The following is a 22165-nucleotide window of genomic DNA, read 5'->3' as shown; positions in this document are numbered from 1 at the left end:
CGTCGCTGCCCAGCACCAAAACCAATGACGCCGTCATCACCACAACGAACGTCGCTCAACAGCCATGGCCTTGCCGAGTCGATCCCACTCGACCCGGTAGTCCTCATCCTTCGGCCGCACGCCGGTCGGTGGCCCCGGGGCATACTTGGCCACGAAGCCGAGGAACTTCCTCGTGGCTCCGTCCACCCGGGTGACTTCCTCGGCAACCTGGGCCAGGACGCTCTCGCCACCAGCGGCACGAATCAGCTCAGCCGAGCCCTCGAACTTCGCTGCGAAGAGCACCGACGGGTCCGCGGTGTCCGCCTTCTCCAGATCAGCCAGCACCTCGATCGCGGTCACCAGGCGCAGCCATGTCTGTTCAGGGTCGCTGTTCGCGACCCAGAGCGCATCGGCGAAGTGCTTGGCCGCCTTGACCAGGGCGACCGCTTCCGTCGGTGTCAGCTGCGGGTACAGGCCCAGCAGTTCCAGGCCCTCGCTCAGCGGGACGTCCTCGCCGCTGCGACCGGGTACCTGAGTGCGACGGCTCGGGGTGTGGGGCAGGACCGGCGGGCGGTGGTCGTGGAAGGCCGGCTCACCGGCTGGGTCCTCGTCTGGGCCGAAGCGGAACTGCCGGACCATCCCGCCCGAGCGAAGACGGATTCCCAGGGCCAGGGCCAGCAGCGAGGCCAACTCCTCGTCGCTGCTCTGCGCGGTATACCACTCTGCGGTGCCCTTGTACGCGGGGTCGCTGGGTGCCAGCTCAGCCGGATCGACCTGCCAGCCGGGCAGCGGGTGCGAGTGCAGGATGCGAACGGTGAGCTGCGCGGTGGCCAGGTGCCCGTCGGTGTCTGCCCCGGTGGGGAAGAGGACGTAGGGGCCCAGCGTCTCGGGTGAGCCGTAGTAGGGCGTTCCCCGGATCGCCGAGTTGCTGTAGAGCAGGAACTCCCACCCGGACGAGGTGAGGTCGGGGTGGTGCCACAGCCTCCAGCCCTCCGGGGCCTGGGACGCGGTGGCCTGCTTCGTCTTGCTCGACCTGCTCATCAGCGTGCTCCGCCGTATCGGTTCGGTGCCATACTGCGGCCGGCCAGGACGACAGGGCATGACTTGGTAACTGGCCGCTGCTTCCCCGGCCCGGCCGCACGCGTAGACAACAGGGTCACGGTCCGAACTGCTCCATCTCGGATTCGTACTCGGACTGCATGTCGGCAAGATGTTCCAGATACCCGGAGTAGCCCGCGTAGAGCATGTATGCGAGCTTGTGGAGTCCGTTCACCACCTCGTAGAAGTTGAAGTGCACTGTGTCCGGACGTGCCGGGCGGCTGCGGTTGCCGCGGCCGACCGTGGCGTACCGGAACGTCTCCCCGGTCTGGTCCTCGCTGTCGAGCCAGAGCACCAGTTCCCGCTCGGCCTTGTCGAGGCGCCCGGAAGTGGAACCCGGCTCCAGGTAACCCATGTACTGGTCCAGCAGGTCGGCCAACTTCTTGATGTTGTGGGTGTGGAGCTTTTCGTCGATCACCTCGGAAGCCAGGTTCTCCGCAGTGAAGCTGTCCCGCCGCAAGCAGTCGGCGGCCATCCTGATCGCCGCCTTGAGAGAGAGCTCGATGCCGTGCCTGTAGTTGTAGAGGATCGGGATGGCCGTGCCGATAGGCGAGCCACCGTTGCGGATCCAGTCACGCGCGGCGATCTCAGCGACCCGGATGTAACCGCTCGCGATATCGAAATCGTCCTCATGGCACTCCCCGAAAGTGACCATCTCGGCGAACTTCCCTTGAGGTCTTGGGAGATTGAGGAGATCGTCGTCATCGTCCATGGGTCCAGAATGAGAGGCCGCCGACCTGGGCGCCACCAATTTTGGGATACCTGGACAGATGCCCATCAGGACCAGGTGCCCAGCGCCCACGCCACCAAAGAAGCGTGCCCCGCCACTCTCTGTATCGAGAACAGCGGGGCTTTGCTAGGTCCTCATATCTGACGGTGAATCAGGTATCCCGGACGCCGGTGCACATCGGGTGCACAAGAGGACGAGAATCACTGCGATTCAATGAGAGACGATGAGAGGTATCTTTGCAGGTCAGAGGCCATCTATCGGTGATCCCGGCAGGTAGGCCGCTTGCCGGTTTTACAAGTCGAAGTACAGCTCGAACTCGTGCGGGTGGGGGCGGAGGGAGATCGGGAGGACCTCCTGGGTGCGCTTGTAGTCGACCCAGGTCTCGATCAGGTCCGGGGTGAAGACGCCGCCGGCCAGGAGGTACTCGTGGTCGGCCTCCAGGGCCTCCAGGACGGCCGGGAGGGTGGCCGGGACCTGCGGGACGGAGGCGTGCTCCTCCGGGGCGAGCTCGTAGAGGTCCTTGTCGACCGGCTCCAGCGGCTCGATCTTGTTCTTCACGCCGTCGAGGCCCGCCATCAGCATCGCCGAGAAGGCGAGGTACGGGTTGGAGGACGGGTCCGGCGCGCGGAACTCGATGCGCTTGGCCTTGGGGTTGGCGCCGGTGATCGGGATGCGGATCGCGGCCGAGCGGTTGCGCTGCGAGTACACCAGGTTGACCGGGGCCTCGAAGCCGGGGACCAGGCGGTGGTACGAGTTCACCGTCGGGTTGGTGAAGGCGAGCAGCGAGGGGGCGTGCTTGAGCAGGCCGCCGATGTAGTAGCGGGCCATGTCCGAGAGCCCGGCGTAGCCCTGCTCGTCGTAGAAGAGCGGGGTGCCGTCCAGCCACAGGGACTGGTGGCAGTGCATGCCGGAGCCGTTGTCGCCGAAGATCGGCTTGGGCATGAAGGTCGCGGTCTTGCCGTTCCGCCAGGCGACGTTCTTGATGATGTACTTGAACAGCATCAGGTCGTCGGCGGCGGCCAGCAGGGTGTTGAACTTGTAGTTGATCTCGGCCTGGCCGGCCGTGCCGACCTCGTGGTGCTGCCGCTCGACCTGCAGCCCGTTGGCGGCGAGCTCCAGCGACATCTCGGCGCGCAGGTCGGCGAAGTGGTCCACCGGCGGGGCCGGGAAGTAGCCGCCCTTGTAGCGGACCTTGTAGCCGCGGTTGCCGCCCTCCTCGACGCGACCGGTGTTCCAGGCGCCGGCCTCGGAGTCGATCTCGTAGAAGGACTTGTTCTGCTTCGTCTCGAAGCGGACGTCGTCGAAGACGTAGAACTCCGCCTCGGGGCCGAAGTAGGCGGTGTCGGCGATGCCGGAGGAGGCGAGGTACGCCTCGGCCTTCTTGGCCACGTTGCGCGGGTCACGGCTGTACTGCTCGCCGGTGATCGGGTCGTGGATGAAGAAGTTGATGTTGAGGGTGGAGTCCTTGCGGAAGCCGTCGACGCGTGCGGTGCTGAGGTCCGGGACGAGTGCCATGTCGGACTCGTGGATGGCCTGGAAGCCCCGGATCGAGGAACCGTCGAACATCAGGGTCTCGGTGGGGTCGAAGATCTCCGCCGGGACGGTGAAGTGCTGCATGACGCCCGGCAGGTCACAGAACCTGACATCGACGAACTTGACGTCGTTGTCCCGAATGTAGGCGGACACCTCGTCGGCGTTGTTGAACATCCATCCTCCTCGACCCGGCGGGCGCCAGGATTGCGGGTTCGGAGCCGCCGGTCCCGCCGGCGGCACCGGTGCTGGCCACGATAGGAACCGGCCGTTTCCCAGTCGTGACCCTAATGTTTCACGCATGTTAAGCGCAGCAGGTCAATGACCGGAAAACCCTTGCGGTTCCTGGCCTCCGAGGGGGTGACCGTGGTGTCCACGGTTCACTCCCAGGAGGGTGGTCTATACCTCTTTCCCGCTCCGGATCACCTCACACCCGCACTCCACCCCCGCGGACGAAAGCGGCAACCACGGCCGGATACTGTGGATCCGTGGAAGACAGCAGAAAGATTCTCGGCTCGTGGATCGAAGGCCCGCAGATAGACCCCGAGCGGCAGGGTGACGACTTCGGCTACCGGGGCCGCCGGCTGGGCCTGCCCGAGGAGGGCACCGGATCGATCGCGTCGACCGGCCGCCGACTGCTGGCGATCGTCATCGACTGGTGGCTCTGCGCGCTCATCGCCTACGGGCTGATCGCGCACCGCAACCCGCTCGCCGCCAACTACTGGACGATGTTCGTCTTCTTCGTCATGAGCGTGCTCACCCTGGCCACCATCGGCAGCACGCCCGGCAAGCGGCTGCTCGGCCTGCGGCTGATCCGGCTGGACGGCGGACGCCCGAGCATCCCGCAGGTGGCGCTGCGCACCGTGCTGCTGCTGCTGGCCATTCCGGCGCTGATCTGGGACCGCGACGGCCGCGGCCTGCACGACAAGGCCGTGGCCACCGTCGAGGTCCGGATCTGACGCTGTCGCGTCATCAGGGGCAGCCGGTGGGGACGGCGGAACCGGCCGGGCGGCGAGCGGAGCCGACAGAGCAGCACAGAGCAGTGAAGCGGCCCCGGTCGCGCTCCTCGGAGGAGGAGTCGCGGCCGGGGCCGTGGAGTTTCCGGTGGGGGAGTGGTCGACCGGTGAGGTCAGCGTCCCTTGGGCATCCGTGCGCCCTTGGGCATCGGACCCTTCGGGATCGGCGCGTTGCTCATCAGGTCGCCCAACGCACGCAGTCGGTCGTTGATCTGCGTGACCTGGGAGGCGGGGAGCGTGCGCGGCATCTTGGTCAGATGCATGTGCAGCTTCTTCAGCGGGATCTGGCCCTCGCCGTCGCCGACGATGATGTCGATCACCGGGACGTTGCCGACCACCCGGTTCATCTTCCGCTTCTCCTCGGCCAGCATCGGGCGCAGCCGGTTCACATTGCCCTCGGCCACCAGCACGATGCCGGGACGCCCCACCGCACGGTGGATCGCGTCCTGCTGCCGGGTCGCCGCCACCACGGGGGTGACGCTCCAGCCGCGCTTGATGTTGTTCAGCACGGCCGCCGCAGCGCCGGGCTGGCCCTCCATCTGACCGAAGGCGGCCTTCTCGGCCCTGCGGCCGAAGATGATGACCGCACCCAGCAGACCGAGCACGAAGCCCAGGATGCCCAGGTAGATCGGGTGTCCGATCGCGAAGCCGACAATGAGGAGCACCGCGAAGGTGCCGATCCCGATGCCGGCGGTGATGAGACCGATCTTCGGGTCGACCCGCTTGGTCATGGTGTACGCCAGACGGATCTGCTTGAGCCGTCCGGGGTTTTCGTCGGTGGTTTCCTGCCTCGCCATGTGGCTCATCGTACGTGTCCGCGACCCCCGTTGCCCAAGGCCGGGGGGCCGCATCTGTCTCGGGTCGATCTCTTTGTGATCTCGGAGCCCGTCGCGGGGTGGATCAGCGGGTGGCGCGGAGCAGCACCCGCTCGCTCTCCTGCCGGTCACGGGCGAGACGCCGGTTCTCGCAGACGGAGTCCCAGGCGTTGCGGCGCGCGGTCTGCTGACCGCTGCTGAGCAGCACGGACTCGGCCCGGCGGAGGGCGCCGCTGAGCAGCGACCGCCTGATGATCCCGGTGAACTGCGGCTGCATCATGAACCACTCCCCTTGTGGTCGTGCTACTGCTACTGGCGAAGGTGCGGTGCCGTACGGCGGCGGCGCCGTACGGAGGAAGGTGGCGGCGCGGCCCCCGGAGGGGAACTCCCCGTTCCGCGGCCGCCACTCCATCCTCACCACATTGTGTTACCGGTCGGTGACCCCGGGGTCAAACCCTGATGAATCCTCTACGTGTGCTTTTGCACACATCCGTGCCCCGAGGGACGCCGGTCAGACGGTGGCGGTCGCGCTCCGGTGCTCCAGTGCCTGCCGGTACAGGCGGCCGGCGCGGTAGGAGGAGCGGACCAGTGGACCGGACATGACGCCCGCGAAGCCGATCTCCTCGGCCTCCTGCTGCAGCTCGACGAACTCCTGCGGCTTGACCCAGCGCTCCACGGGGTGGTGCCTGGGCGAGGGGCGCAGGTACTGGGTGATGGTGATCAGCTCGCAGCCGGCCTCGTGCAGGTCCCGCAGCGCCTCGCTGACCTCCTCGCGGGTCTCGCCCATGCCCAGGATCAGGTTCGACTTGGTGACCAGCTCCACCGCGCGGGCCTCGGTGATCACCTTGAGCGAGCGCTCGTAGCGGAAGCCGGGGCGGATGCGCTTGAAGATCCGGGGCACCGTCTCGACGTTGTGCGCCAGCACCTGCGGGCGGGAGGAGAAGACCTCGGCCAGCTGCTCCGGCACCGCGTTGAAGTCGGGGATCAGCAGCTCGACGCCGGTGCGCCCGGTCTCCCGGCCGGCGGTCACGGCGTGGATCTGGCGGACCGTCTCGGCATACAGCCAGGCGCCGCCGTCCTCCAGGTCGTCGCGGGCCACGCCGGTGATGGTGGCGTAGTTGAGGTCCATGGTCAGCACGGACTCGGCGACCCGGCGCGGCTCGTCACGGTCGAAGTCGGCCGGCTTGCCGGTGTCGATCTGGCAGAAGTCGCAGCGCCGGGTGCACTGGTCGCCGCCGATGAGGAAGGTGGCCTCGCGGTCCTCCCAGCATTCGAAGATGTTGGGACACCCGGCCTCCTGGCACACGGTGTGCAGGCCTTCGCGCTTCACCAGGGACTGGAGGGCGGTGTACTCGGGACCCATCTTCGCCCGGGTTTTGATCCACTCCGGCTTGCGCTCGATGGGGGTCTCGCTGTTGCGGACCTCCAGACGCAGCATCTTCCGGCCGTCGGGCGCGACAGCGGACACGTAGCGGCTCCCTCTAAGTTGGCGTTTGGCCATTTCGTTGGTCAGGCGGTGCCCCCAGGGTACGCCTGTGCTTTCACAGGTTCTTCCGCCCCTGGCACGTCCTATCGAAGGGCGGTCGGCGGGTGGAGGAACCCATTGGGGGCAACAGTCGCCCCCGGCAGGTGATTCCCGTGGCCGATACCCGTGCTGCGGGCCGGCTCGGACGGCCCCGAAGGCATCGGACGGCCGTGGACTTCAGCCGGCGGCGGAGACAGTCAGACGGCGGCGGGCTCGACCCGGGGCGCGGCGGCGGCCGTGCCGGATGACTGCAGCACCTCGCGCAGGTGCCGCTCCACGACCGGCAGCGCCTCGGCGACCGGGACGTCCCGACCCAGCTCGGTGCTGAGCGAGCCGACGCCCGCGTCACGGATGCCGCAGGGAATGATCCGGTCGAACCAGGTCATGTCGGGGTCGCAGTTGAGCGCGAAGCCGTGCATGGTCACGCCCCGGGCGACCCGCACCCCGATGGCGGTGAGTTTGCGGTCGTCGCCGCGCTGCCCGGCGTTGGAGGGCGCGTACTCGGGGCCGGCCAGGCGCGGGTCCAGGCCCAGCTTGGCGCCCATCCGCAGGGTGAGCGCGCCGATGTTGACGACCTTGTCCTCGTCCACGACCGCGCCGGGCAGCTCCTGGCCGAGTACCCAGACGCCGCTGCGCCCCTCGATCCGGGTGGTCCCGACGCCGAAGTCGGCGCAGGCTCGGATCAGTGCCTCCTCCAGCCGGCGCACGTAGGCGACCACGTCCAGCGGTTCGGCGAGCTTGACGATCGGGTAGCCGATCAGCTGGCCGGGGCCGTGCCAGGTGATCTCGCCGCCCCGGGTCACCTCCACCACCGGGGTGCCGTCCAGCGGCCGGTCCTCGGGGCGGGTGCGCCGGCCGGCCGTGTAGACCGGCAGGTGCTCCAGCAGCAGGACGGTGTCCGGGATCTCGTCGGCCACCCGGAGGGCGTGCAGCCGCAGCTGCTCCGCCAGGGCCTCCTCGTACGGCACTGCCCGCTCGCCTATCCCCAGGTGCACAAAACGCAGCTCGCTGCTCACCCTCGCCGCCCCTTCATGGTCGCTCTCCTGCCTCGTGGCAACTGTACGACTGCCGGGGGCGCCGTATCGGATATGGACTGACAGATATTGAAATCTGTCAGTCCATCGTGCATAGTTGTCTTATCACCCCCCGCCGAAAGGACATCTGACCGCCATGAACGCCACCCCGAACAGCAGCCCCGCTCCCATGCCGCAGCGCAGCCTCGGCCGCACCGGTCCCCGCGTCTCCGCCCTCGGCCTGGGCGCGATGGGCATGTCCGACCTCTACGGCCCGGCCGACGAGGCCGAGTCCGTCGCCACCCTCCACGCCGCCATGGACGCCGGGGTGACCCTCATCGACACCGGCGACTTCTACGGCATGGGCCACAACGAACTGCTCATCCGCGACGCCCTGCGCAGCAGCGGACGCGGCCGGGACGAGGTCGCCATCAGCGTCAAGTTCGGTGCGCTGCGCGACGCCGACGGCGGCTGGTACGGCAACGACACCCGTCCCGAGGCCGTCCGCAACTTCCTCGCCTACACCCTGCGCCGACTCGGCACCGACCACGTCGACATCTACCGCCCGGCCCGGCTCGACCCGGCCGTTCCGATCGAGGAGACCGTCGGCGCCATCGCCGAGCAGGTCAAGGCGGGCCACGTGCGCCACATCGGCCTGTCCGAGGTGGGTGCCGAGACCCTGCGCCGGGCCCACGCCGTGCACCCCATCTCGGACCTGCAGATCGAGTACTCGCTGATCTCGCGCGGGATCGAGGAGGAGATCCTGCCCACCGCCCGCGAACTCGGCATCGGGGTCACCGCCTACGGCGTCCTCTCCCGGGGGCTGATCAGCGGTCACTGGAGCGCGGACCGGGCGATCGCGCCCGGCGACTTCCGCGGCATCAGCCCGCGCTTCGGCGCCGGCAACGTGGACGCCAACCTGGCCCTGGTCGAGGCGCTGCGGGCGGTCGCCGAGGCCCGGGGCGCGACCGTGGCGCAGACTGCCATCGCCTGGGTGCTGGCCCAGGGCGAGGACATCGTCCCGCTGGTCGGCGCCCGGCGGCGCGAGCGGCTGACCGAGGCCCTGGGGGCGCTGGAGCTGACGCTCACGGCCGAGGACCTGCAGGCCGTCGAGGCGGCGGTACCCGCCGGTGCGGCCGCGGGCGACCGGTACATTGCTGCCCAGATGGCACATCTGGACAGCGAGAAGTAAGGCCGGACCCGACATGGCGGAAGCAGCGCTCAGCAGCGAGCAGATCCTGGCGACGGCCGAGGACGTGCTGCGCCGCTTCGGCCCGGCCAAGGCGACCGTGGTGGACGTCGCCAGGGCCCTCGGGGTGAGTCACGGCACGGTGTACCGGCACTTCCCCAGCAAGGCCGCGCTGCGCGAGGCGGTCACCGGGCGCTGGCTGGACCGTGCCCACGCGGCGCTGCCGGCCGTCGCCACCGGCCCGCAGCTGCCCGACCGGCGGCTGCGGCTCTGGCTGGAGACGCTGTTCGAGGCGAAGCAGCACAAGGCCCTGGACGACCCGGAGCTGTTCGCCACCTACACGGTGCTCGTCGGTGAGAGCAGCGCGCTCATCGCCGAGCACCTGGCGGAGCTGGAGGCCCAGCTCGCCGCGATCGTCGCGGAGGGCCAGGACGTCGGCCTCTTCGCCGCCGAGGGCGACCCGCTGGTGCTGGCCCACGCCGTCTTCCAGGCCACTGCCCACTTCCACGACCCGGTCTACGCGCCGTACTGGGCCGAGCCGGACGCGGCGAAGGATCTCGGCGCGCTGATCGACCTGCTACTGCGCGGACTGGCCCGGGGCTGACCGCTTCGGGACTGACCATTTCGGGACTGACCGCTTCGGGACTGATCGGCCCGGGGATGACCGGCCCGGGATCGGGGTCTGCCGACGGGCGGGCGCGCAACCCGGCGCAGGGGCGGGCGCGCGGGCAGGCGCGCAGGGCACGTGCCAGCGGCAGCGTGCCGCGGCCCGCAGCGCCGCCGACGGCGCCGAGGGCTGCGTGTACTCGCCTCGGCGGACGCGGGCCCGCGATGTCCCCACAACGGGCGGTCATTGTCACTCGATCGGAGGAACAGACCGACGTATTCGGCCATACGGGTCAAATGCTCGCTACATTCACGCCGTTCCCGTAGGGAGCTCGCGCCGGGCTCGGGGGAGGAATCCCTCGTGGCGGCGCGGGCACCCGGAAGGTGTGTGGCATATGCCCCAACGGCCAGTAACCGAGCGGCCGACGATCGAGCCCCGTCCGGACCGCCCCGCCGTCCCGGACCGGTCCCGGCCCGTCGACGCGCGGATCAGCCCGCCCAGGGCTCTGGAGTCCTCCATGAACCCCGGCTCCGCCCGGCCGGCCCCGGTCCGCTCGGACGATCAACGGGAGCGCAGCCAGCGACCCCAGAACCAGCGGCTCTCGGCGCTGATCGAGGAGGCCGGCTTCTCCCATGCCGGGCTGGCCCGGCGGGTCGACCAACTCGGCATCGAGCACGGCCTGGACCTGCGCTACGACAAGACCTCGGTCACCCGCTGGCTGCGCGGCCAGCAGCCCCGGGGGGCGACCCCGGCGCTGATCGCCGAGGTCTTCACCCGTCGGCTGGGCCGCCGGCTGTCGGCCCAGGACCTCGGCCTGGACGCCTGCGCCCCGGTCTACGCCGGGCTGGAGTTCGCCGAGTCACCGGCCGAGGCCGTCGACATCGTCAGCAGCATGTGGCGGAAGGACACCGGGGCGCACTCCGAGCTGCGCCGGATCGCGTTCACTCCGGCCGGACTCGTGGTGCCCAGCCGGGACTGGCTGATCGGCCGCAGTGACGACCGGGTGGCCCGGGAAACGCCGCAGGACCTCGGCATCACGCCGCCCGCGCGGGTGCCGATGCGGCCGGTCGGACCGGTGGGCGGACCGGTGGCGGCGGTCGGCGTCCCGCCGCAGGGCCGTCGTCCGGTCGGCCCCGTCGAGCCGGGCGGCCCGGCCGTGGTCCCGCCGGTCACCCGTGGCCTGCAACGGGTCGGGCGCGGCGACATCGCGGCCGTCCGTGCTGTCGGCGACCTGTTCCGCTCGCTCGACAACGCGTACGGCGGGGGCCACGCCCGGCAGGCGCTGATCCGCTACCTGGAGAGCGAGGCCGAGCCGATGCTGCGCGGCCGGTACAGCGAGGCCATCGGCCGCTCGCTCTTCGGCGCGGTGGCGGACCTCACCCGGCTGGCCGGCTGGACCTCGTACGACATCGGCGCGCACGGGCTCGCCCAGCGCTACTTCGTCCAGTCGCTGCGGCTGGCCCAGGCCGCCAACGACCGCGCCTACGGCGCCTATGTGCTGGTCACCATGAGTCGGCAGGCGGTGTACCTCGGCCACGGCCGGGAGGCCGTGCAACTGGCGCGGGTCGCCCAGCAGGGTGTCGGCACGGTCGCGCCGAACGCGATCCAGGCGCTGATGCACGCGGCCGAGGCGCGCGGCCACGGGCTGATCGGCGACGCCCGCTCCTGCACCACCTCGCTGGTGCGTGCCGAGCGGGCGCTGCAGGCCGCCCGTCCCGGCGACGACCTGCCGGGCTGGGCCCGGTTCTTCGACGAGGCCCAACTCGCCGACGAGTTCGGCCACTGCTACCGCGACCTCCAGCAGTGGCGCCCCTGCGCCCAGCACGCCGAGCGCTCGCTGCGGCTGCGCGGCGCCAACTTCGCCCGCAGCCGGGTCTTCTGCCGGACCGTCCTGGCCACCGCCCGGCTCGGGATGGGCGAGGTCGACGAGGCCTGCGCCGCCGCGACGGAGGCGCTGCGCGGCGCCTCCGAGATGCGCTCGCTGCGCGCGGTGGAGTACCTCCGCGAGTTCAGCCGCAGGCTGGCGCCCTATCGCGGCAACCCCTCGGTCCGCGCCTTCGAGGAGGCAGCCCACGGCGCGGGCGTGATCTGAGGAGCGGCGGTCACCGGCCGCGGAGCGGGCCGGGACGAGCGGGTGGCGCGGGTCGGGACAGGACGGGGGCGGCGCGGTTCGGGGTGCTTCCGCCCCGCCCCCGGCTCGCGGCCCCCGGCTCGCGGTCAGGCCGCCAGTTCGCCCTCGGCGGTGGTGGCCAGGCCGAGGTCGCGGAGGACGGCCATGGCCGCGCGGCGGCCGGAGGCCAGCGCACCCTGGGCGCTGCTGGTGTCCCGGTGGTCGCCGCAGACGTACAGGCCGTGCAGCACCCGGACCGGGCGGCGGAAGTGGTGCGGGGGCGGCATGGCCGGCAGCGCGTCCGGCTGGTGCCGGACGGCCAGGAACTCCCAGTCCCTGCTGTCGACGTCGTACAGCCGACCCAGCCGGAGACGGACGGCGGGTTCCAGCGCGGCCGGGCCGTCGGCGTCGAAGGAACGGCGGCCGAGGACGGTGGTGGCGATCAGCGCGGCGCCCGCCGGAGCGTAGGAGCGGTCGATCTCGCTGAGCACCAGGGTGTGCGAGACGGCCTCGTCCGGGTCCGCGTCCAGCAGCAGCTGCGGTTCGCGGAGCGGCGACTCGGAGGCGGCGTGGTAGTAGGTCGTCACCGGGTGGTGCGCGGGCTGGTGCAGCCCCGGCAGCAGCTCCCCGGCGGTGCGGGCGTCGGTGGCGATCACCACCGCCCGGCAGCCGAAGCGGCCGTGCCCGGCGGTGTCCACCCCGTTGGCGGCCACCGCCTCGGCCCGGACGCCGAGTTGGACCGTGCCGGGCGGCAGCGCCTCGGCGAGCTGCAGCGGGACGGCGGAGACGCCGCCTGCGGGCAGGCAGAGCCGCCCCCGGGCGTAGCCGCGCAGGGCCAGATCGGCCACCCTGCTGCTGGTGCCGAGTTCGGGGTCGCCGAGCAGCGCGGCCAGCAGCGGGCGGATGAAGCCGTCCAGGGTCCGGACCGGGATGCCGCGCTCCAGCAGGGCCTGGGCGGCGGTCCGTTCGGGGCGGGCCAGCAGCTTCGAGGTCGGGGTGGCGGCGAGCCGGGCCAGCGAGGTGCCAAGACGGGCCTTGTCCCAGGCCCCGCCGATGGGCGCGCGGGCGGTGCTGAGCGCCCGCCGCGGGCTGGTCGGCGAGCCGATCGGATAGCGGTGGCCCCGCCGGTGCACCAGCACGTCCGCGGCCAGTTCCCGCAGCTCCAGCCGCTGCAGGTCCAGGGATCCGCCCAGATCGGGGAACGAGGTGTTGAGCAGGTGGGCCCCGTGGTCGAGGCGGAAGCCCTCGTGTTCGTGGGCCGCCATCCGGCCGCCGACGCGGTCGCCGGCCTCCAGGACGGTGACGTTCAGACCGGCGCGGCTCAGCCGTCCGGCTGCCGCGAGCCCGGCGACCCCGGCCCCGATGACGACGACGTCGGAGGCACGGCGGTTGCGTACGGACTTGAGCGAGTGCTGCTGCGGGTGGTGGAGCGGGGTGGCTGCAGGCACGGGATGGCTCTCCCTCCATGGCCCTGACCCGCGGCGGACTCCAACGCATGTGCGGACACGGGTCAGCTGACCGGCTTCATCCGGTGATGCCCCGTCAAGCGAAAGATCAGACAGAGGAATTGGCCCCGATTTGTCTGAGGGGACGAATCCGACACGGAGGGTGAGCCGGGGGAGCGGAAGGGGCGCGTACAGTCACCGCACGCTTCCATGCGCCCCTTGTTTGCCCCCCTGCGCCCAGTGCGACCACAGCCGGCCACCGGCGGTTCGCCCGACGGCCCGGTCACCCCTGCCCTGCCGGGTCACCCCTGCCCCGTCCCGTCGCCCGCACCCCGTCCCGTCGCCCGCACCCCGTCCGGTCGCCCGCATCCCGACCGGTCACCCTGCCCCTCGGCCCGCAGTGGCCCCGGTGGTCGACATCGACCCCGGCGGTCGCGATACCGCCCGCCGGTCGACAGCGGCGCGCGGCTCAGCAGGCCGCGCGGATCGCCTGCTCCACCGTGGTGTGGGTGAACCGGAAGCCGGAGTCCAACAGCCGCCCCGGGACGACCCGGTGACTGCCCACCACCTCGACGGCCATCTCCCCGAGCGCCGCTTTCAGCACCGGCTCGGGCACGCTGAACACCGTCGGACGGCCCAGCACCGCGCCCATCGCGCTGGTCACCTCGGCGTTGGTCACCGGCACCGGCGCGGTCAGGTTCACCGGGCCGCTCAACTCCTGGGTGTCGATGAGGTGCCGCAGCGCCGCGACCTCGTCCTGGAGCGAGATGAAACTCCAGTACTGCCGCCCGTTCCCCAGCCGGCCGCCGAGGCCGAGCCGGAAGAGCGGGAACAGCTTGGCCCAGGCGCCACCGGCGCCGGAGACCACCAGCCCGGTCCGGGCGTGCGCCACTCGGATGCCGGCGGCTGCGGCCGGGGCGGTGGCCTCCTCCCACTCCACGCAGACCCGCGCCAGGAAGTCGCCCCCGGCCGGTGCGGACTCGTCGATCACCCGGTCGCCGGTCTGCCCGTAATAGCCGACGGCGGAGCCGGAGACCAGCACCTTCGGCGGGCTCGCCAGCCCGGCCAGCGCCTCGGCGACGGTGCTGGTGCCCAGTACCCGGCTGTCGAGGATCTGCCGCTTGTACGCCGTCGTCCAGCGCCGGTCGGCCACGCCGGCCCCGGCGAGGTGCACCATCGCGTCCAGGCCGTCCAGGCCCTTCCGGTCGACCTGCTTCAGCTGCGGGTTCCAGCGGAGCTCGGTGCTGCCGTCCGGTTGCGCGGCGGGGGTGCGCCGCACCAGCCGTACCACCTGGTGCCCGTCGTCCAGCAGCGAGCGGACCAGAGCGGAGCCGATGAGACCGGTCGAGCCGGTGACTGCGATACGCATGGGGCCATCCTTGCAGGCCGGTTGCCGAACGTAGTCTTGAACCCATGTCCGACACTCTGCTCACCCGTCCCGCCCGGCCCGAGGACGGCAACCGGCTCTACCGGCTGGACCACGCCGCCTGGTCGCCCCTCAGCGAGGTGGCGGAGCGCTCGGCCCCGCCGACGGCCGACAGCACGGTCTTCGACGAGCGGCACCAGCCCCAGGACTACCTGGTGGCGGAGCTGGACGGCGCGGTGGTCGGCTACGTCCGGCTGGTCCCGCCGACGCCACTGCCGAGCAACGCCCACATCCGGCAGATCCAGGGCCTGGCCGTGGACCGCGCCGCCCGCCGCCACGGCGTCGGCCGCGCCCTGGTCGACGCGGCGGTGGACCGCGCCCGCGCGGTCGGCGCCCGCCGGGTCACCCTCCGCGTCCTCGGCCACAACGCCCCGGCCCGCAGGCTCTACGAGTCGGTCGGCTTCGCGGTCGAGGGCTGCACCCCGGAGGAGTTCTACCTGGACGGCAGATATGTCGACGACGTCATCATGGGCCTGACGCTGGACCAGGGGCAGAACACCACCGGCCGTCAGGCTCCGTAGCGGTCCCAGAGGTGGGGGAATCGTTCCTCCATGACGCGGGCGTCATCGAAGTCGATGCTGCTGCCGAGCGGCTCCGACGCCTTGGGGGCGATGCCCAGCTCGGGCAGGTGCAGGCCGGTCAGCTGCTCGTAGGCGCGGTCGGCGGCGTCGCCCAGCTCCTCGGCGTCGCCGTCCAGCTCCTCGTCGAAGTCGGGGACGAGCTCGGCGAGGTCGTCCGGGTCGGCGAGTGCGCCCTCGAAGACCTCACGGCCCTGACCGATCAGCCAGCAGCAGAAGAAGTCGAAGGCGTCGTCGCCGGCCCCGCCGAGCAGCAGGTCGGCCGCGCCCCACAGGTCCCACCGCCAGGCCCGGGCCAGCCGGGCCTCGAACAGCCGGGCGAAGTCGACCACCTCGTCCGGCGTCAGTTCCACCAGCCGCTCCACCAGCAGGTCAGCCTGCTCGACCGGGTCGCCCTGAGCGGCCTCCCGGGTGTCGTCAATCAGCTGCCAGAACTCGGTCTCGTCGGTCACACCCCTAGCATCGCTGTCCCAGCGGCCCCGCGCACACGAAATGCGCCGTGCGGGCACGGCAGCGTGTCGCGGGTCACGTGGGAGGACAGGGGATGGCCGGGGTTGCGGCGCGGCCGGCGCCGTTCGCACCGCTCCGGCCGTGAACGCGGCGTGAAGCCCGGTCGACGCGGCCCCGAGCAGCCTCCGGCAGGGGACGCGGCTTCTGCTCAGGCCGCAGGGACGGTGGCGAGGACGGCCTGGAGGAGAGTGCTGAGGTCGACGGCGTGTTCCGGCGCCCGGCCGATCAGCGCGGCGATCTCGGCTGCGCAGCGGTCGCGGATCTCGTAGGTGCAGTCGGTGGCGACTTCCGCGAGGGAGGAGCACGGCGGGTCGGTGGGACGGTCGAGGAGGATGTCTGCAACGAGGCAGTGGAGAGAAGCCGAGTAGGCGTCCTCGAAGATGAGCCACTCGACCACGGCAGCCCGATCCAGGAGCCATCCGTCGGGTGCGTGCAGGGCCTGCTGCACCAGGTCGTGGAGGGCGTGACGTTCGGTGACACAGGCGTAGGCGGCGTCCAGCCCCAGCTGCTGGACGAGGTCGAGCAGTGCGGTATGGAGGACGGCCGAGCCTTCCGCCGACTCCACGTCGGCGAACTGATCCATGATGGCGACGGCGTCGGCTTCGAGCAGCGACGGGTGGGTACGGAGGTAGTCCCTGGACTCCGCCCAACTCGGCGTCTCCATCCACGCGACGAACATCTCGCTCCGCATTCGGATGTCGTAGGCGGCCACCGCGCCCTCGGCTTGGATCGTGTCCAGCAGCGCGAGGTGATCGAGGGCGTCGCTGGTCATCAGGCTGAGCTCTTCAAGGGCCGTGTGGGTTTCCGGAGAGAGCAGGGCGTGCTCGTGCTCCTGGAGAAAGGCGAGCGAGGCCTGACTGGACGGCGCGTCGATCCACTCGGCGGCCAGCCGGAGGGTGGCCGGTGAGAGCGTGGCCCAGGCAGGGAGAGGCTGACCGGTGATCGACGGCCAGAGCGCAGCGAGCTGGGCCGAGCGCTCGGGGCTGGAGTGTCCGGTATCGCGCAGCAGCTGACGCGCGCGGAGGACGGTCGATTCGGACAGCCCGCTCCCGGCCTCGTGCTCGCTCAGCGGGGCCAGCAGCTGGCCAGCAGCCTCGATGCCGTCGTGGGCGACGAGGAAGTCGGCCAATCCGCAGACCAGCTGCGCTGCAGCGTCGGGTAGGTCTGCGAAGTCGTCGATGGCTGCACAGTAGGCGGCCAGTGCGGCGTCGCCCTCTCCGATCTCGGCCAGGAGGAGCGCGAGGATGCTGAGGGAATTGCCGAGAGCGGGGACGTGTGCGGCGGGGTGGGATCGAGCCAGAGCGCGGTAGATGTCGCTGGCCTCCTGGGCCGGGGCGAGAGCAGCCGCGTGTTGCTCGATGCCGGCCAGGTGAATGGCGATGTTGTTGAGGGAGCCGGCGAGGTCAGGGAGGTGGGCAGCCGGGTCGTCCTGGGCGAGGCGGCGTCGAAGGATCACAGCTTCCAGCGCGGGTTCGAGCGCGGCGTCGTGCTGTCCGACGCCGGCGAGGCGAACGGCGAGGTTGTGGAGGCTCAGGGCGAGCGCGGGGAGGTGGGCAGTGAGGTCGGCTTCGACGAGGAGACGTCGAAAGGCGACGGCTTCTTGTGCGGGCGCGAGGGCGGCCTCGTGCTGTCCGTTGTCGGCCAGTTGGCTCGCGAGGTTGTTCAGGGCCCCGGCGAGATGGGGGAGGTGGACGCTGGGGTTGGCCTGGGTGAGGGCGCGGTGCAGGGCGACGGCTTCCTGCGCCGGTGCGAGGGCGGCCTCGTGTCGTCCGACGCCGGTGAGGTGAACGGCAAGGTTGTTCAGGGCTCCGGCCAGATTGGGGAGGTGAACGTCGGGGTTGGCTTCGGCGAGGGCGCGGTGCAGGGGGACGGTCTCTAGCGCGGGTGCGAGGGCGGCCTGGTGCTGTCCGTTGTCGGCCAGCCGTGTAGCGAGGTTGTCGAGGGAGTTGGCGAGGTGGGGGAGGTAGACACCGGGGTTGGCCCGGGCGAGGGTGCGGTGCAGGGTGACGGCCTCTTGTACGGGCGCGAGGGCGGCCTGGTGCTGTCCGGTGTCGGCCAGCCGCATGGCCAGGTTGTGGAGGGAGTTGGCGAGGTCCGGCAGGTGGGCGTCGGGGCTGGCTTCGGCCAAGGTGCGTCGCAGGGTGACGGCTTCCTGGGCATGAGCGAGGGCGGCCTCGCGCTCTCCGACGTCAGCCAGCCGCGTGGCGAGGCTGTTGAGGCTCAGAGCCAGGTCGGGGAGGTAGGCGGTGGGGTTGGCCTCGGCAAGGCTGCGTCGCAGGCTGACGGCCTCTTGTGCGGGCGCGAGGGCGGCCTGGTGCTGCCCGTTGTCGGCCAGCCGCATGGCCAGGTTGTTCAGGGCCCCGGCAAGGTGGGGGGAATGGGCGGCCGGGTTGGTTCGGGTCAGGGCGCGTTGCAGGGTGACGGCTTCCTGAGCTGGCGCGAGGGCGGCTTCGAGCCGGCCGACGTCGGCGAGAGCGGCAGCGAGGCTGTTGAGGCAGCCGGCGAGGTGGGGGAGGTGAGCGGCAGGGTTGGCCTCAGCCAGGACACGGTAGATGTCGGTGGCTTCCTGGGCGGGGCCAAGCGCGGCGTTGCGCTGTCCGACGTTGTTGAGGTGGATGGCGAGGTTGTTGAGCGAGCTGGCATACAGGGGGAGGTGGGCGGAGGGATTGGCTTGGGCCAGCGTGCGGAAGGTGTCGGTGGCTTCTTGGGCGGGGGTGAGTGCGGCTTCGCGCTGCCCGACGCTGGCGACGCAGGCGGCGAGGTTGTTGAGGGCTCTGGCGAGGTTGGGCAGGTGGTCGGCTGGATTGGCCTCGGCCAGAGAGCGGTACAGGTCCGCAACCTCCTGGGCGGAAGCGAGCGCGTCATCACGCCGTCCGAGCTCGGACAGGCGGCCGGTGAGGTTCCCGAGGATCGCGGCGAGTTCGGGCAGGTGAGCGGTGCAACCAGCCTGGACGAGGGAGCGGGAGAGGTCGGCGGCCTCCTGAGCGGGTGCGAGTGCGGCTTCACGCTGTCCGGCGCCGGCCAACCGCATGGCGAGGTTGTTCAGGGCACTGGCGAGGTCGAGCAGGTAAGCGGTGGGATTGGCCTCGGCCAAGGCACGGAACCGGGTGACTCCAGGGTCGCCGGCGGTCGCGGCGTGCAGCCAGAGGGTGCGCCGAAGGTAGGGGTCGGCGTTGTCCGGCTGCTGGAAGTCGCCGGTCTGCTGCCGCGTCAGCTCGATCAGGGCCCCGGTCAGGGCCAGCGCCGGGGGCACCGTCCCGCCGTCGCCGGTCGGCACCAGCGGGGAGTCCTGCCGCAGGAAGTCCACGAATTCGCGGTGGTACAGCCGGTAGACGGCCTGCTCGCCATCGGAGTCCTCGACGATGAAGCGCCCGTAGAGGGTCAGTAGCTGGTCCAGGTCTGCCGCGTCGTAGCCGGGACCGCCGGGCCTGAGTGCCGCCGCCATCGTCTCCCAGACACCGCCGGCCGGGACGCCGTTCCCTTCCGACCAGGCCAGCGCGCTCAGCAGGGCGCGGACGGCTCCGGGCTGCACCTGGCCGCCGCGTTGCAGCTGCGGTCCGGTGTCCAGGTCGTGTGCGAACGCTGCCGCGATCGAGTCGGGGACGGTGTCCTGCCAGGGGGTCTCCGGCTGCTCCCGCAGCCGCTGCGCGACATCGGCGGCGACGATCCGGGCGAAGAGGAAACCGCCGCCGCTGTTCACCGCCCGCGCGGCCAGCACCGGTGCGACCTCGGCCACCAGCTCGTCATTCAGCTCGGCCGCTCGGAGCCGCGCGGTCAGATAGCGGGTCAGATCCGTTCGGGTGTCTGGCTCGGCCTCCAGGTCGATCAGCTGGACCCGGGTCCCGAGCGTTCTGGCGAGCGCCGCGTCGAGGGGTTCCTGCGGCTGCTGCTGGAGCCGGAACGGCCGATCGCGTGTCGCCAGTAGCACGCACGCGAGCTGGCTCAGCGGGACGAGTACCTGCTCGGCGATGGCGTGGGCCTGCTCCGGTGCGGCCTCGTCCAAGCCGTCCAGCACGATCGCGACCGGCGGCTGACCGCCGTTGCGGAGCTGCTGCAGCTGGTCGATCAGCGCAGCCGGGGTCTGCGGCTCGGGGAGGCCGAGGCGGTCGGCCAGGACGACGGCGAGCTGCTGCGCGTCGAGGCCACGGAGGTGCACGGAGGCGGCGATGCTGCGCTCGCCGGGATCGGGGTCAGTGTGGTCGAAGGCGCCGTGGGCGTGCGCGGCGGCGCGCTGCGCCGGGTCGGAGAGGGCCGCGATGCGCCCGGCCACGGCTGACTTGCCGCAGCCCGCGCCGCCGGTGACCAGGAACAGCCCCGGTTGCCCCGCCGCCAGCCAGCCGGTGATCTGCTCCAGGACCCGGGTCCGGCCGGTGAAGAACCACCCCTCCTCGGTCGGCGCGATCCCGCGCGAGGCGAGGACGAGGTGTTCGACCAGCGACTCGCGCCGGGTCGACTGCCACCTCGGGTTCCGGAACATGACCGTGGGTCGGCCCTCGGTCACCAGGACCGGGCGCTGGCTGTCGGTCGGCCACTGCGCGCAGATCGCCTGGGCCAGGGTCGCGCCGGTGATGCCCCGGTTGCGGACGCTCCACTCGTGGCGGTACTCGGACGTGTCCGGCCCGGTGCTCAGCAGCTGCCGTGCGGTCTCCAGCAGGACGCCGGCCCCGTCGCCCTGCTCGTCGGCCTGGCAGCTCGCCAGGATGCCCAGCCAGGCCGAGCGCCCCGGCCCGAGCGCCTGCTCCGCACGACGCTCCAGCGCCTGCTTCAGAGCCTGGGGCGCGACGGCCCCGGCGAAGCAGGTGTCGATGAGGATGAGGACCTGGTCGGCACCGCTCTCCAGGGCCCGGTAGGTCAGGGATGACGCGTCATAGGCGTCATCGGGGTCCTTGGTCCGCAGGCTGTCCCTGGCCGCGAACCGCAGGTCGGAGCCGACGACCTCGGCGTGGCCGGACCAGATGACCAGCGCGGCCGAGTGACCGTGGTCCGTGCGGTGCCCTTCCGCCCAGGACTTCACCCGGGCCCTGACGGTGGCGAGGGGCTGGTCCTTGACGATCTCCGGCCGGTAGCCGAACTCGCTCAGCTGCTGCGCCAACTGCTCCAGTTGGTCGTTCGCGCCGTGCAGGTGGGGGAAGACCGCCTCGTGGTCGTAGTGCTCGGTCACCACCCCCAGCAGGGTGCCGCGCTCCTCACTCATCGTCAGCCGCTCCGACCAGCACGTGTGCGGTGAGGCTCTGCGCCTCCCGCGCCGACGCCGGGCGGACCGTCAGCCGGTACAGGCCCGGGGCCGACGGCGGGAACTCCGTGGCGTAGCGGCCCTCGCCGCGATTGCCCAGGGTCCGCTGCACCGGGCGGCCCGCGCCGCCGTCGACAGGGCTCAGCTCGGCGCGCAGGGCCAGCGCATCCCAGTCGCGGAAGGTCTCCGGGACGACGGCCTCGACCCGGCAGCCGGCCCCGGCCGACGGGTACTCGTCCGCCCTGATGCCGAAGCGGACCTGGTCCTCCGGGGCGCGATGGGACCGCGGCTGGGATGCGAGCCAGCCCCAGATCGCGTCGCGCACGCCGGGGTTGTTCTGCAGCGAGCCGTGCTGCTCGCTGGGGGTGAAGGCGGGGGAGAAGCCGTCGGGGCAGGAGGAGAGCCGGGGCACGCGGCCGTCGCCGCCCTCGTCGCTCGCGCCGATGGTCTCCAGGCCCAGTACGCTCCCGGCGGAGTAGGTACCGGTGGTGAGCGTCGGCTGGAGCACGCCCGTCACCGGCATCAGCTCGTACCCTCCGCCGCCCGCCCGGATCCGGGCATGGAACTCGGCGGCGTCCGCCAGCAACTTCGGATCCACCCCGGGGAGCCCCGGCATCTCGTCGACGCGCAGCAGACCCCTGCCGCCGTCGACCAGGCAGGCGTAGTCGGGCAGCAGCTGGTGCAGCGAGGGCAGGCTCCGGGCGAAGCCGCTCAGGCCGGGTACCCCGTGCACCAGCGACTGCAGGGCGTCCAGCGAACCCCGGTGCGGGGTGCCCAGGGTGATGATGCGCCGGACGACCTCGGCCCCGCCCAGGCACTCGGCGTAGTAGCGGGCGACCAGGCCGCCCATCGAGTGGCAGATGAGCACGACTTCGGCCTCGGCCCGCTCCGGCCGGCTGGCCCGCCAGCGGCCGAGCGCCCGGTCGACGGTCACCCGCAGCCGCTCGGCGTTGTAGCGGCAGGAGAGCCGCCAGTCGTAGCCGAAGGCGACGAGGTTGGGCGTGCCCTGGGCGTCCTCGCGATCGAGGGTGAAGCTCCGCTCCAGCCAGTCCAGCAGGTCGGTGTAGCCGCTGATCAGCGGGCTCATCCCGGGCAGGCCGTGGACGTCACGCATCGGTCCGGTGGCCTCGACCCCGTCGCCCGGGTGCTCGTCGCCGAGGTCCTGCGGGAGCGTCAACTGCCGCACCGAACCGCCGAACGTCCGGATCCCGCGCCGCAGCGCCGAGCCGGACAGGCCCCAGACCTCGTGCCCGTCCTTGCTCAGCCGACTGCCCATGATGCCCGGCAGCACCACGACGAGATCCCTGACCGCTTGCCGTTCCACGCGTGCCCCCGCTTCCCCACCCGCCCCGCTCCCCGCT

At 71.5% G+C, this 22165-nt stretch carries 17 protein-coding genes; 5 read left to right on the top strand and 12 right to left on the bottom strand.

Features of this window, described 5'->3' with window-relative positions; genetic code table 11:
* Positions 1 to 36: 36 nt before the first annotated feature.
* The 3 genes from BS75_RS09645 to glnA form a co-directional block, all read right to left on the bottom strand.
* Positions 37 to 1020: a hypothetical protein gene (locus BS75_RS09645; protein ID WP_034087922.1), complete on the bottom strand. Its 984-nt coding sequence runs from the start codon at positions 1018 to 1020 to the stop codon at positions 37 to 39.
* Between the two features lie 115 nt (positions 1021 to 1135).
* Positions 1136 to 1789, bottom strand: coding sequence for a hypothetical protein (locus BS75_RS09640; RefSeq protein WP_152646349.1), 654 nt, complete (start codon positions 1787 to 1789; stop codon positions 1136 to 1138).
* Positions 1790 to 2098: 309 nt separating this feature from the next.
* Positions 2099 to 3514 carry a type I glutamate--ammonia ligase gene (gene glnA, locus BS75_RS09635; protein ID WP_034087920.1) on the bottom strand — a complete coding sequence of 472 codons (1416 nt, stop codon included), beginning with the start codon at positions 3512 to 3514 and terminating at the stop codon, positions 2099 to 2101.
* A 311-nt stretch (positions 3515 to 3825) separates the two neighbouring features.
* Here glnA and BS75_RS09630 point away from each other — a divergent pair, with 311 nt between their 5' ends.
* A complete protein-coding gene (locus BS75_RS09630) occupies positions 3826 to 4296 on the top strand; it encodes an RDD family protein (protein WP_034087919.1) in 471 nt (156 codons plus the stop codon).
* Positions 4297 to 4466: 170 nt separating this feature from the next.
* On the opposite strand, the gene BS75_RS09625 is transcribed toward BS75_RS09630, so the two are convergent.
* The 4 genes from BS75_RS09625 to lipB all read right to left on the bottom strand — a co-directional run bounded on the left by BS75_RS09625 (position 4467) and on the right by lipB (position 7709).
* Positions 4467 to 5150, bottom strand: a complete 684-nt coding sequence (locus BS75_RS09625; protein WP_034087918.1) for a DUF4191 domain-containing protein — start codon at positions 5148 to 5150, stop codon at positions 4467 to 4469.
* Positions 5151 to 5253: 103 nt separating this feature from the next.
* A complete protein-coding gene (locus BS75_RS09620) occupies positions 5254 to 5445 on the bottom strand; it encodes a hypothetical protein (protein ID WP_042440841.1) in 192 nt (63 codons plus the stop codon).
* Between the two features lie 234 nt (positions 5446 to 5679).
* Positions 5680 to 6636: a lipoyl synthase gene (gene lipA, locus BS75_RS09615; protein WP_034087916.1), complete on the bottom strand. Its 957-nt coding sequence runs from the start codon at positions 6634 to 6636 to the stop codon at positions 5680 to 5682.
* A 254-nt stretch (positions 6637 to 6890) separates the two neighbouring features.
* Positions 6891 to 7709, bottom strand: a complete 819-nt coding sequence (lipB, locus tag BS75_RS09610; RefSeq protein ID WP_034087915.1) for a lipoyl(octanoyl) transferase LipB — start codon at positions 7707 to 7709, stop codon at positions 6891 to 6893.
* Between the two features lie 187 nt (positions 7710 to 7896).
* Here lipB and BS75_RS09605 point away from each other — a divergent pair, with 187 nt between their 5' ends.
* From BS75_RS09605 to BS75_RS09595, 3 genes are all read left to right on the top strand, one after another.
* A complete protein-coding gene (locus BS75_RS09605) occupies positions 7897 to 8898 on the top strand; it encodes an aldo/keto reductase (protein WP_034092728.1) in 1002 nt (333 codons plus the stop codon).
* A gap of 13 nt (positions 8899 to 8911) precedes the next feature.
* The gene (locus BS75_RS09600) at positions 8912 to 9499 is read left to right on the top strand and encodes a TetR family transcriptional regulator (protein WP_034087914.1); all 588 of its coding nucleotides are present in this window, start codon (positions 8912 to 8914) and stop codon (positions 9497 to 9499) included.
* 520 nt (positions 9500 to 10019) lie between these two features.
* Positions 10020 to 11594: a hypothetical protein gene (locus BS75_RS09595; RefSeq protein WP_042440839.1), complete on the top strand. Its 1575-nt coding sequence runs from the start codon at positions 10020 to 10022 to the stop codon at positions 11592 to 11594.
* A 125-nt stretch (positions 11595 to 11719) separates the two neighbouring features.
* On the opposite strand, the gene BS75_RS09590 is transcribed toward BS75_RS09595, so the two are convergent.
* The gene (locus BS75_RS09590; protein ID WP_081982214.1) at positions 11720 to 13060 is read right to left on the bottom strand and encodes an NAD(P)/FAD-dependent oxidoreductase; all 1341 of its coding nucleotides are present in this window, start codon (positions 13058 to 13060) and stop codon (positions 11720 to 11722) included.
* Positions 13061 to 13526: 466 nt separating this feature from the next.
* Entirely contained in the window at positions 13527 to 14426 is a 900-nt protein-coding gene (locus BS75_RS09585) for a TIGR01777 family oxidoreductase (RefSeq protein ID WP_034087913.1), read from the bottom strand.
* Between the two features lie 44 nt (positions 14427 to 14470).
* Between BS75_RS09585 and BS75_RS09580 the strand changes: the two genes are divergently transcribed.
* On the top strand, positions 14471 to 15004 hold the full coding sequence (locus tag BS75_RS09580) for a GNAT family N-acetyltransferase (protein WP_042440840.1): 534 nt from the start codon (positions 14471 to 14473) through the stop codon (positions 15002 to 15004).
* Here the strand turns inward: BS75_RS09580 and BS75_RS49185 are convergent.
* From BS75_RS49185 to BS75_RS09565, 3 genes are all read right to left on the bottom strand, one after another.
* Complete coding sequence (locus BS75_RS49185; RefSeq protein WP_034087912.1) at positions 14992 to 15513, bottom strand: DUF4240 domain-containing protein; 522 nt, start codon at positions 15511 to 15513, stop codon at positions 14992 to 14994. The two genes, BS75_RS09580 and BS75_RS49185, sit on opposite strands and share 13 nt — an antisense overlap.
* Before the next feature lie 206 nt (positions 15514 to 15719).
* The gene (locus BS75_RS09570; protein WP_052069303.1) at positions 15720 to 20765 is read right to left on the bottom strand and encodes a tetratricopeptide repeat protein; all 5046 of its coding nucleotides are present in this window, start codon (positions 20763 to 20765) and stop codon (positions 15720 to 15722) included.
* Positions 20758 to 22128 (bottom strand): esterase/lipase family protein, encoded by a 1371-nt coding sequence (locus tag BS75_RS09565; protein WP_034087911.1) that lies wholly within the window; start codon positions 22126 to 22128, stop codon positions 20758 to 20760. The genes BS75_RS09570 and BS75_RS09565 overlap by 8 nt, the downstream gene beginning before the upstream one ends.
* Positions 22129 to 22165 lie beyond the last annotated feature (37 nt).

The sequence above is a fragment of the Streptacidiphilus albus JL83 genome (genome assembly GCF_000744705.1).
Lineage (GTDB): Bacteria > Actinomycetota > Actinomycetes > Streptomycetales > Streptomycetaceae > Streptacidiphilus > Streptacidiphilus albus.
This window is presented reverse-complemented; position numbering and strand designations above follow the sequence as displayed.

Bases quoted from the DNA above. Each gene is read 5' to 3' on its own strand.
- BS75_RS09620 (WP_042440841.1), bottom strand. From the start codon at position 5,445: ATGCAGCCGCAGTTCACCGGGATCATCAGGCGGTCGCTGCTCAGCGGC.
- BS75_RS09625 (WP_034087918.1), bottom strand. From the start codon at position 5,150: ATGGCGAGGCAGGAAACCACCGACGAAAACCCCGGACGGCTCAAGCAG.
- BS75_RS09605 (WP_034092728.1), top strand. From the start codon at position 7,897: ATGCCGCAGCGCAGCCTCGGCCGCACCGGTCCCCGCGTCTCCGCCCTC.
- BS75_RS09640 (WP_152646349.1), bottom strand. From the start codon at position 1,789: ATGGACGATGACGACGATCTCCTCAATCTCCCAAGACCTCAAGGGAAG.
- BS75_RS09580 (WP_042440840.1), top strand. From the start codon at position 14,471: ATGTCCGACACTCTGCTCACCCGTCCCGCCCGGCCCGAGGACGGCAAC.
- BS75_RS09595 (WP_042440839.1), top strand. From the start codon at position 10,020: ATGAACCCCGGCTCCGCCCGGCCGGCCCCGGTCCGCTCGGACGATCAA.
- glnA (WP_034087920.1), bottom strand. From the start codon at position 3,514: ATGTTCAACAACGCCGACGAGGTGTCCGCCTACATTCGGGACAACGAC.
- BS75_RS09600 (WP_034087914.1), top strand. From the start codon at position 8,912: ATGGCGGAAGCAGCGCTCAGCAGCGAGCAGATCCTGGCGACGGCCGAG.
- BS75_RS09570 (WP_052069303.1), bottom strand. From the start codon at position 20,765: ATGAGTGAGGAGCGCGGCACCCTGCTGGGGGTGGTGACCGAGCACTAC.
- BS75_RS09585 (WP_034087913.1), bottom strand. From the start codon at position 14,426: ATGCGTATCGCAGTCACCGGCTCGACCGGTCTCATCGGCTCCGCTCTG.
- BS75_RS09645 (WP_034087922.1), bottom strand. From the start codon at position 1,020: ATGAGCAGGTCGAGCAAGACGAAGCAGGCCACCGCGTCCCAGGCCCCG.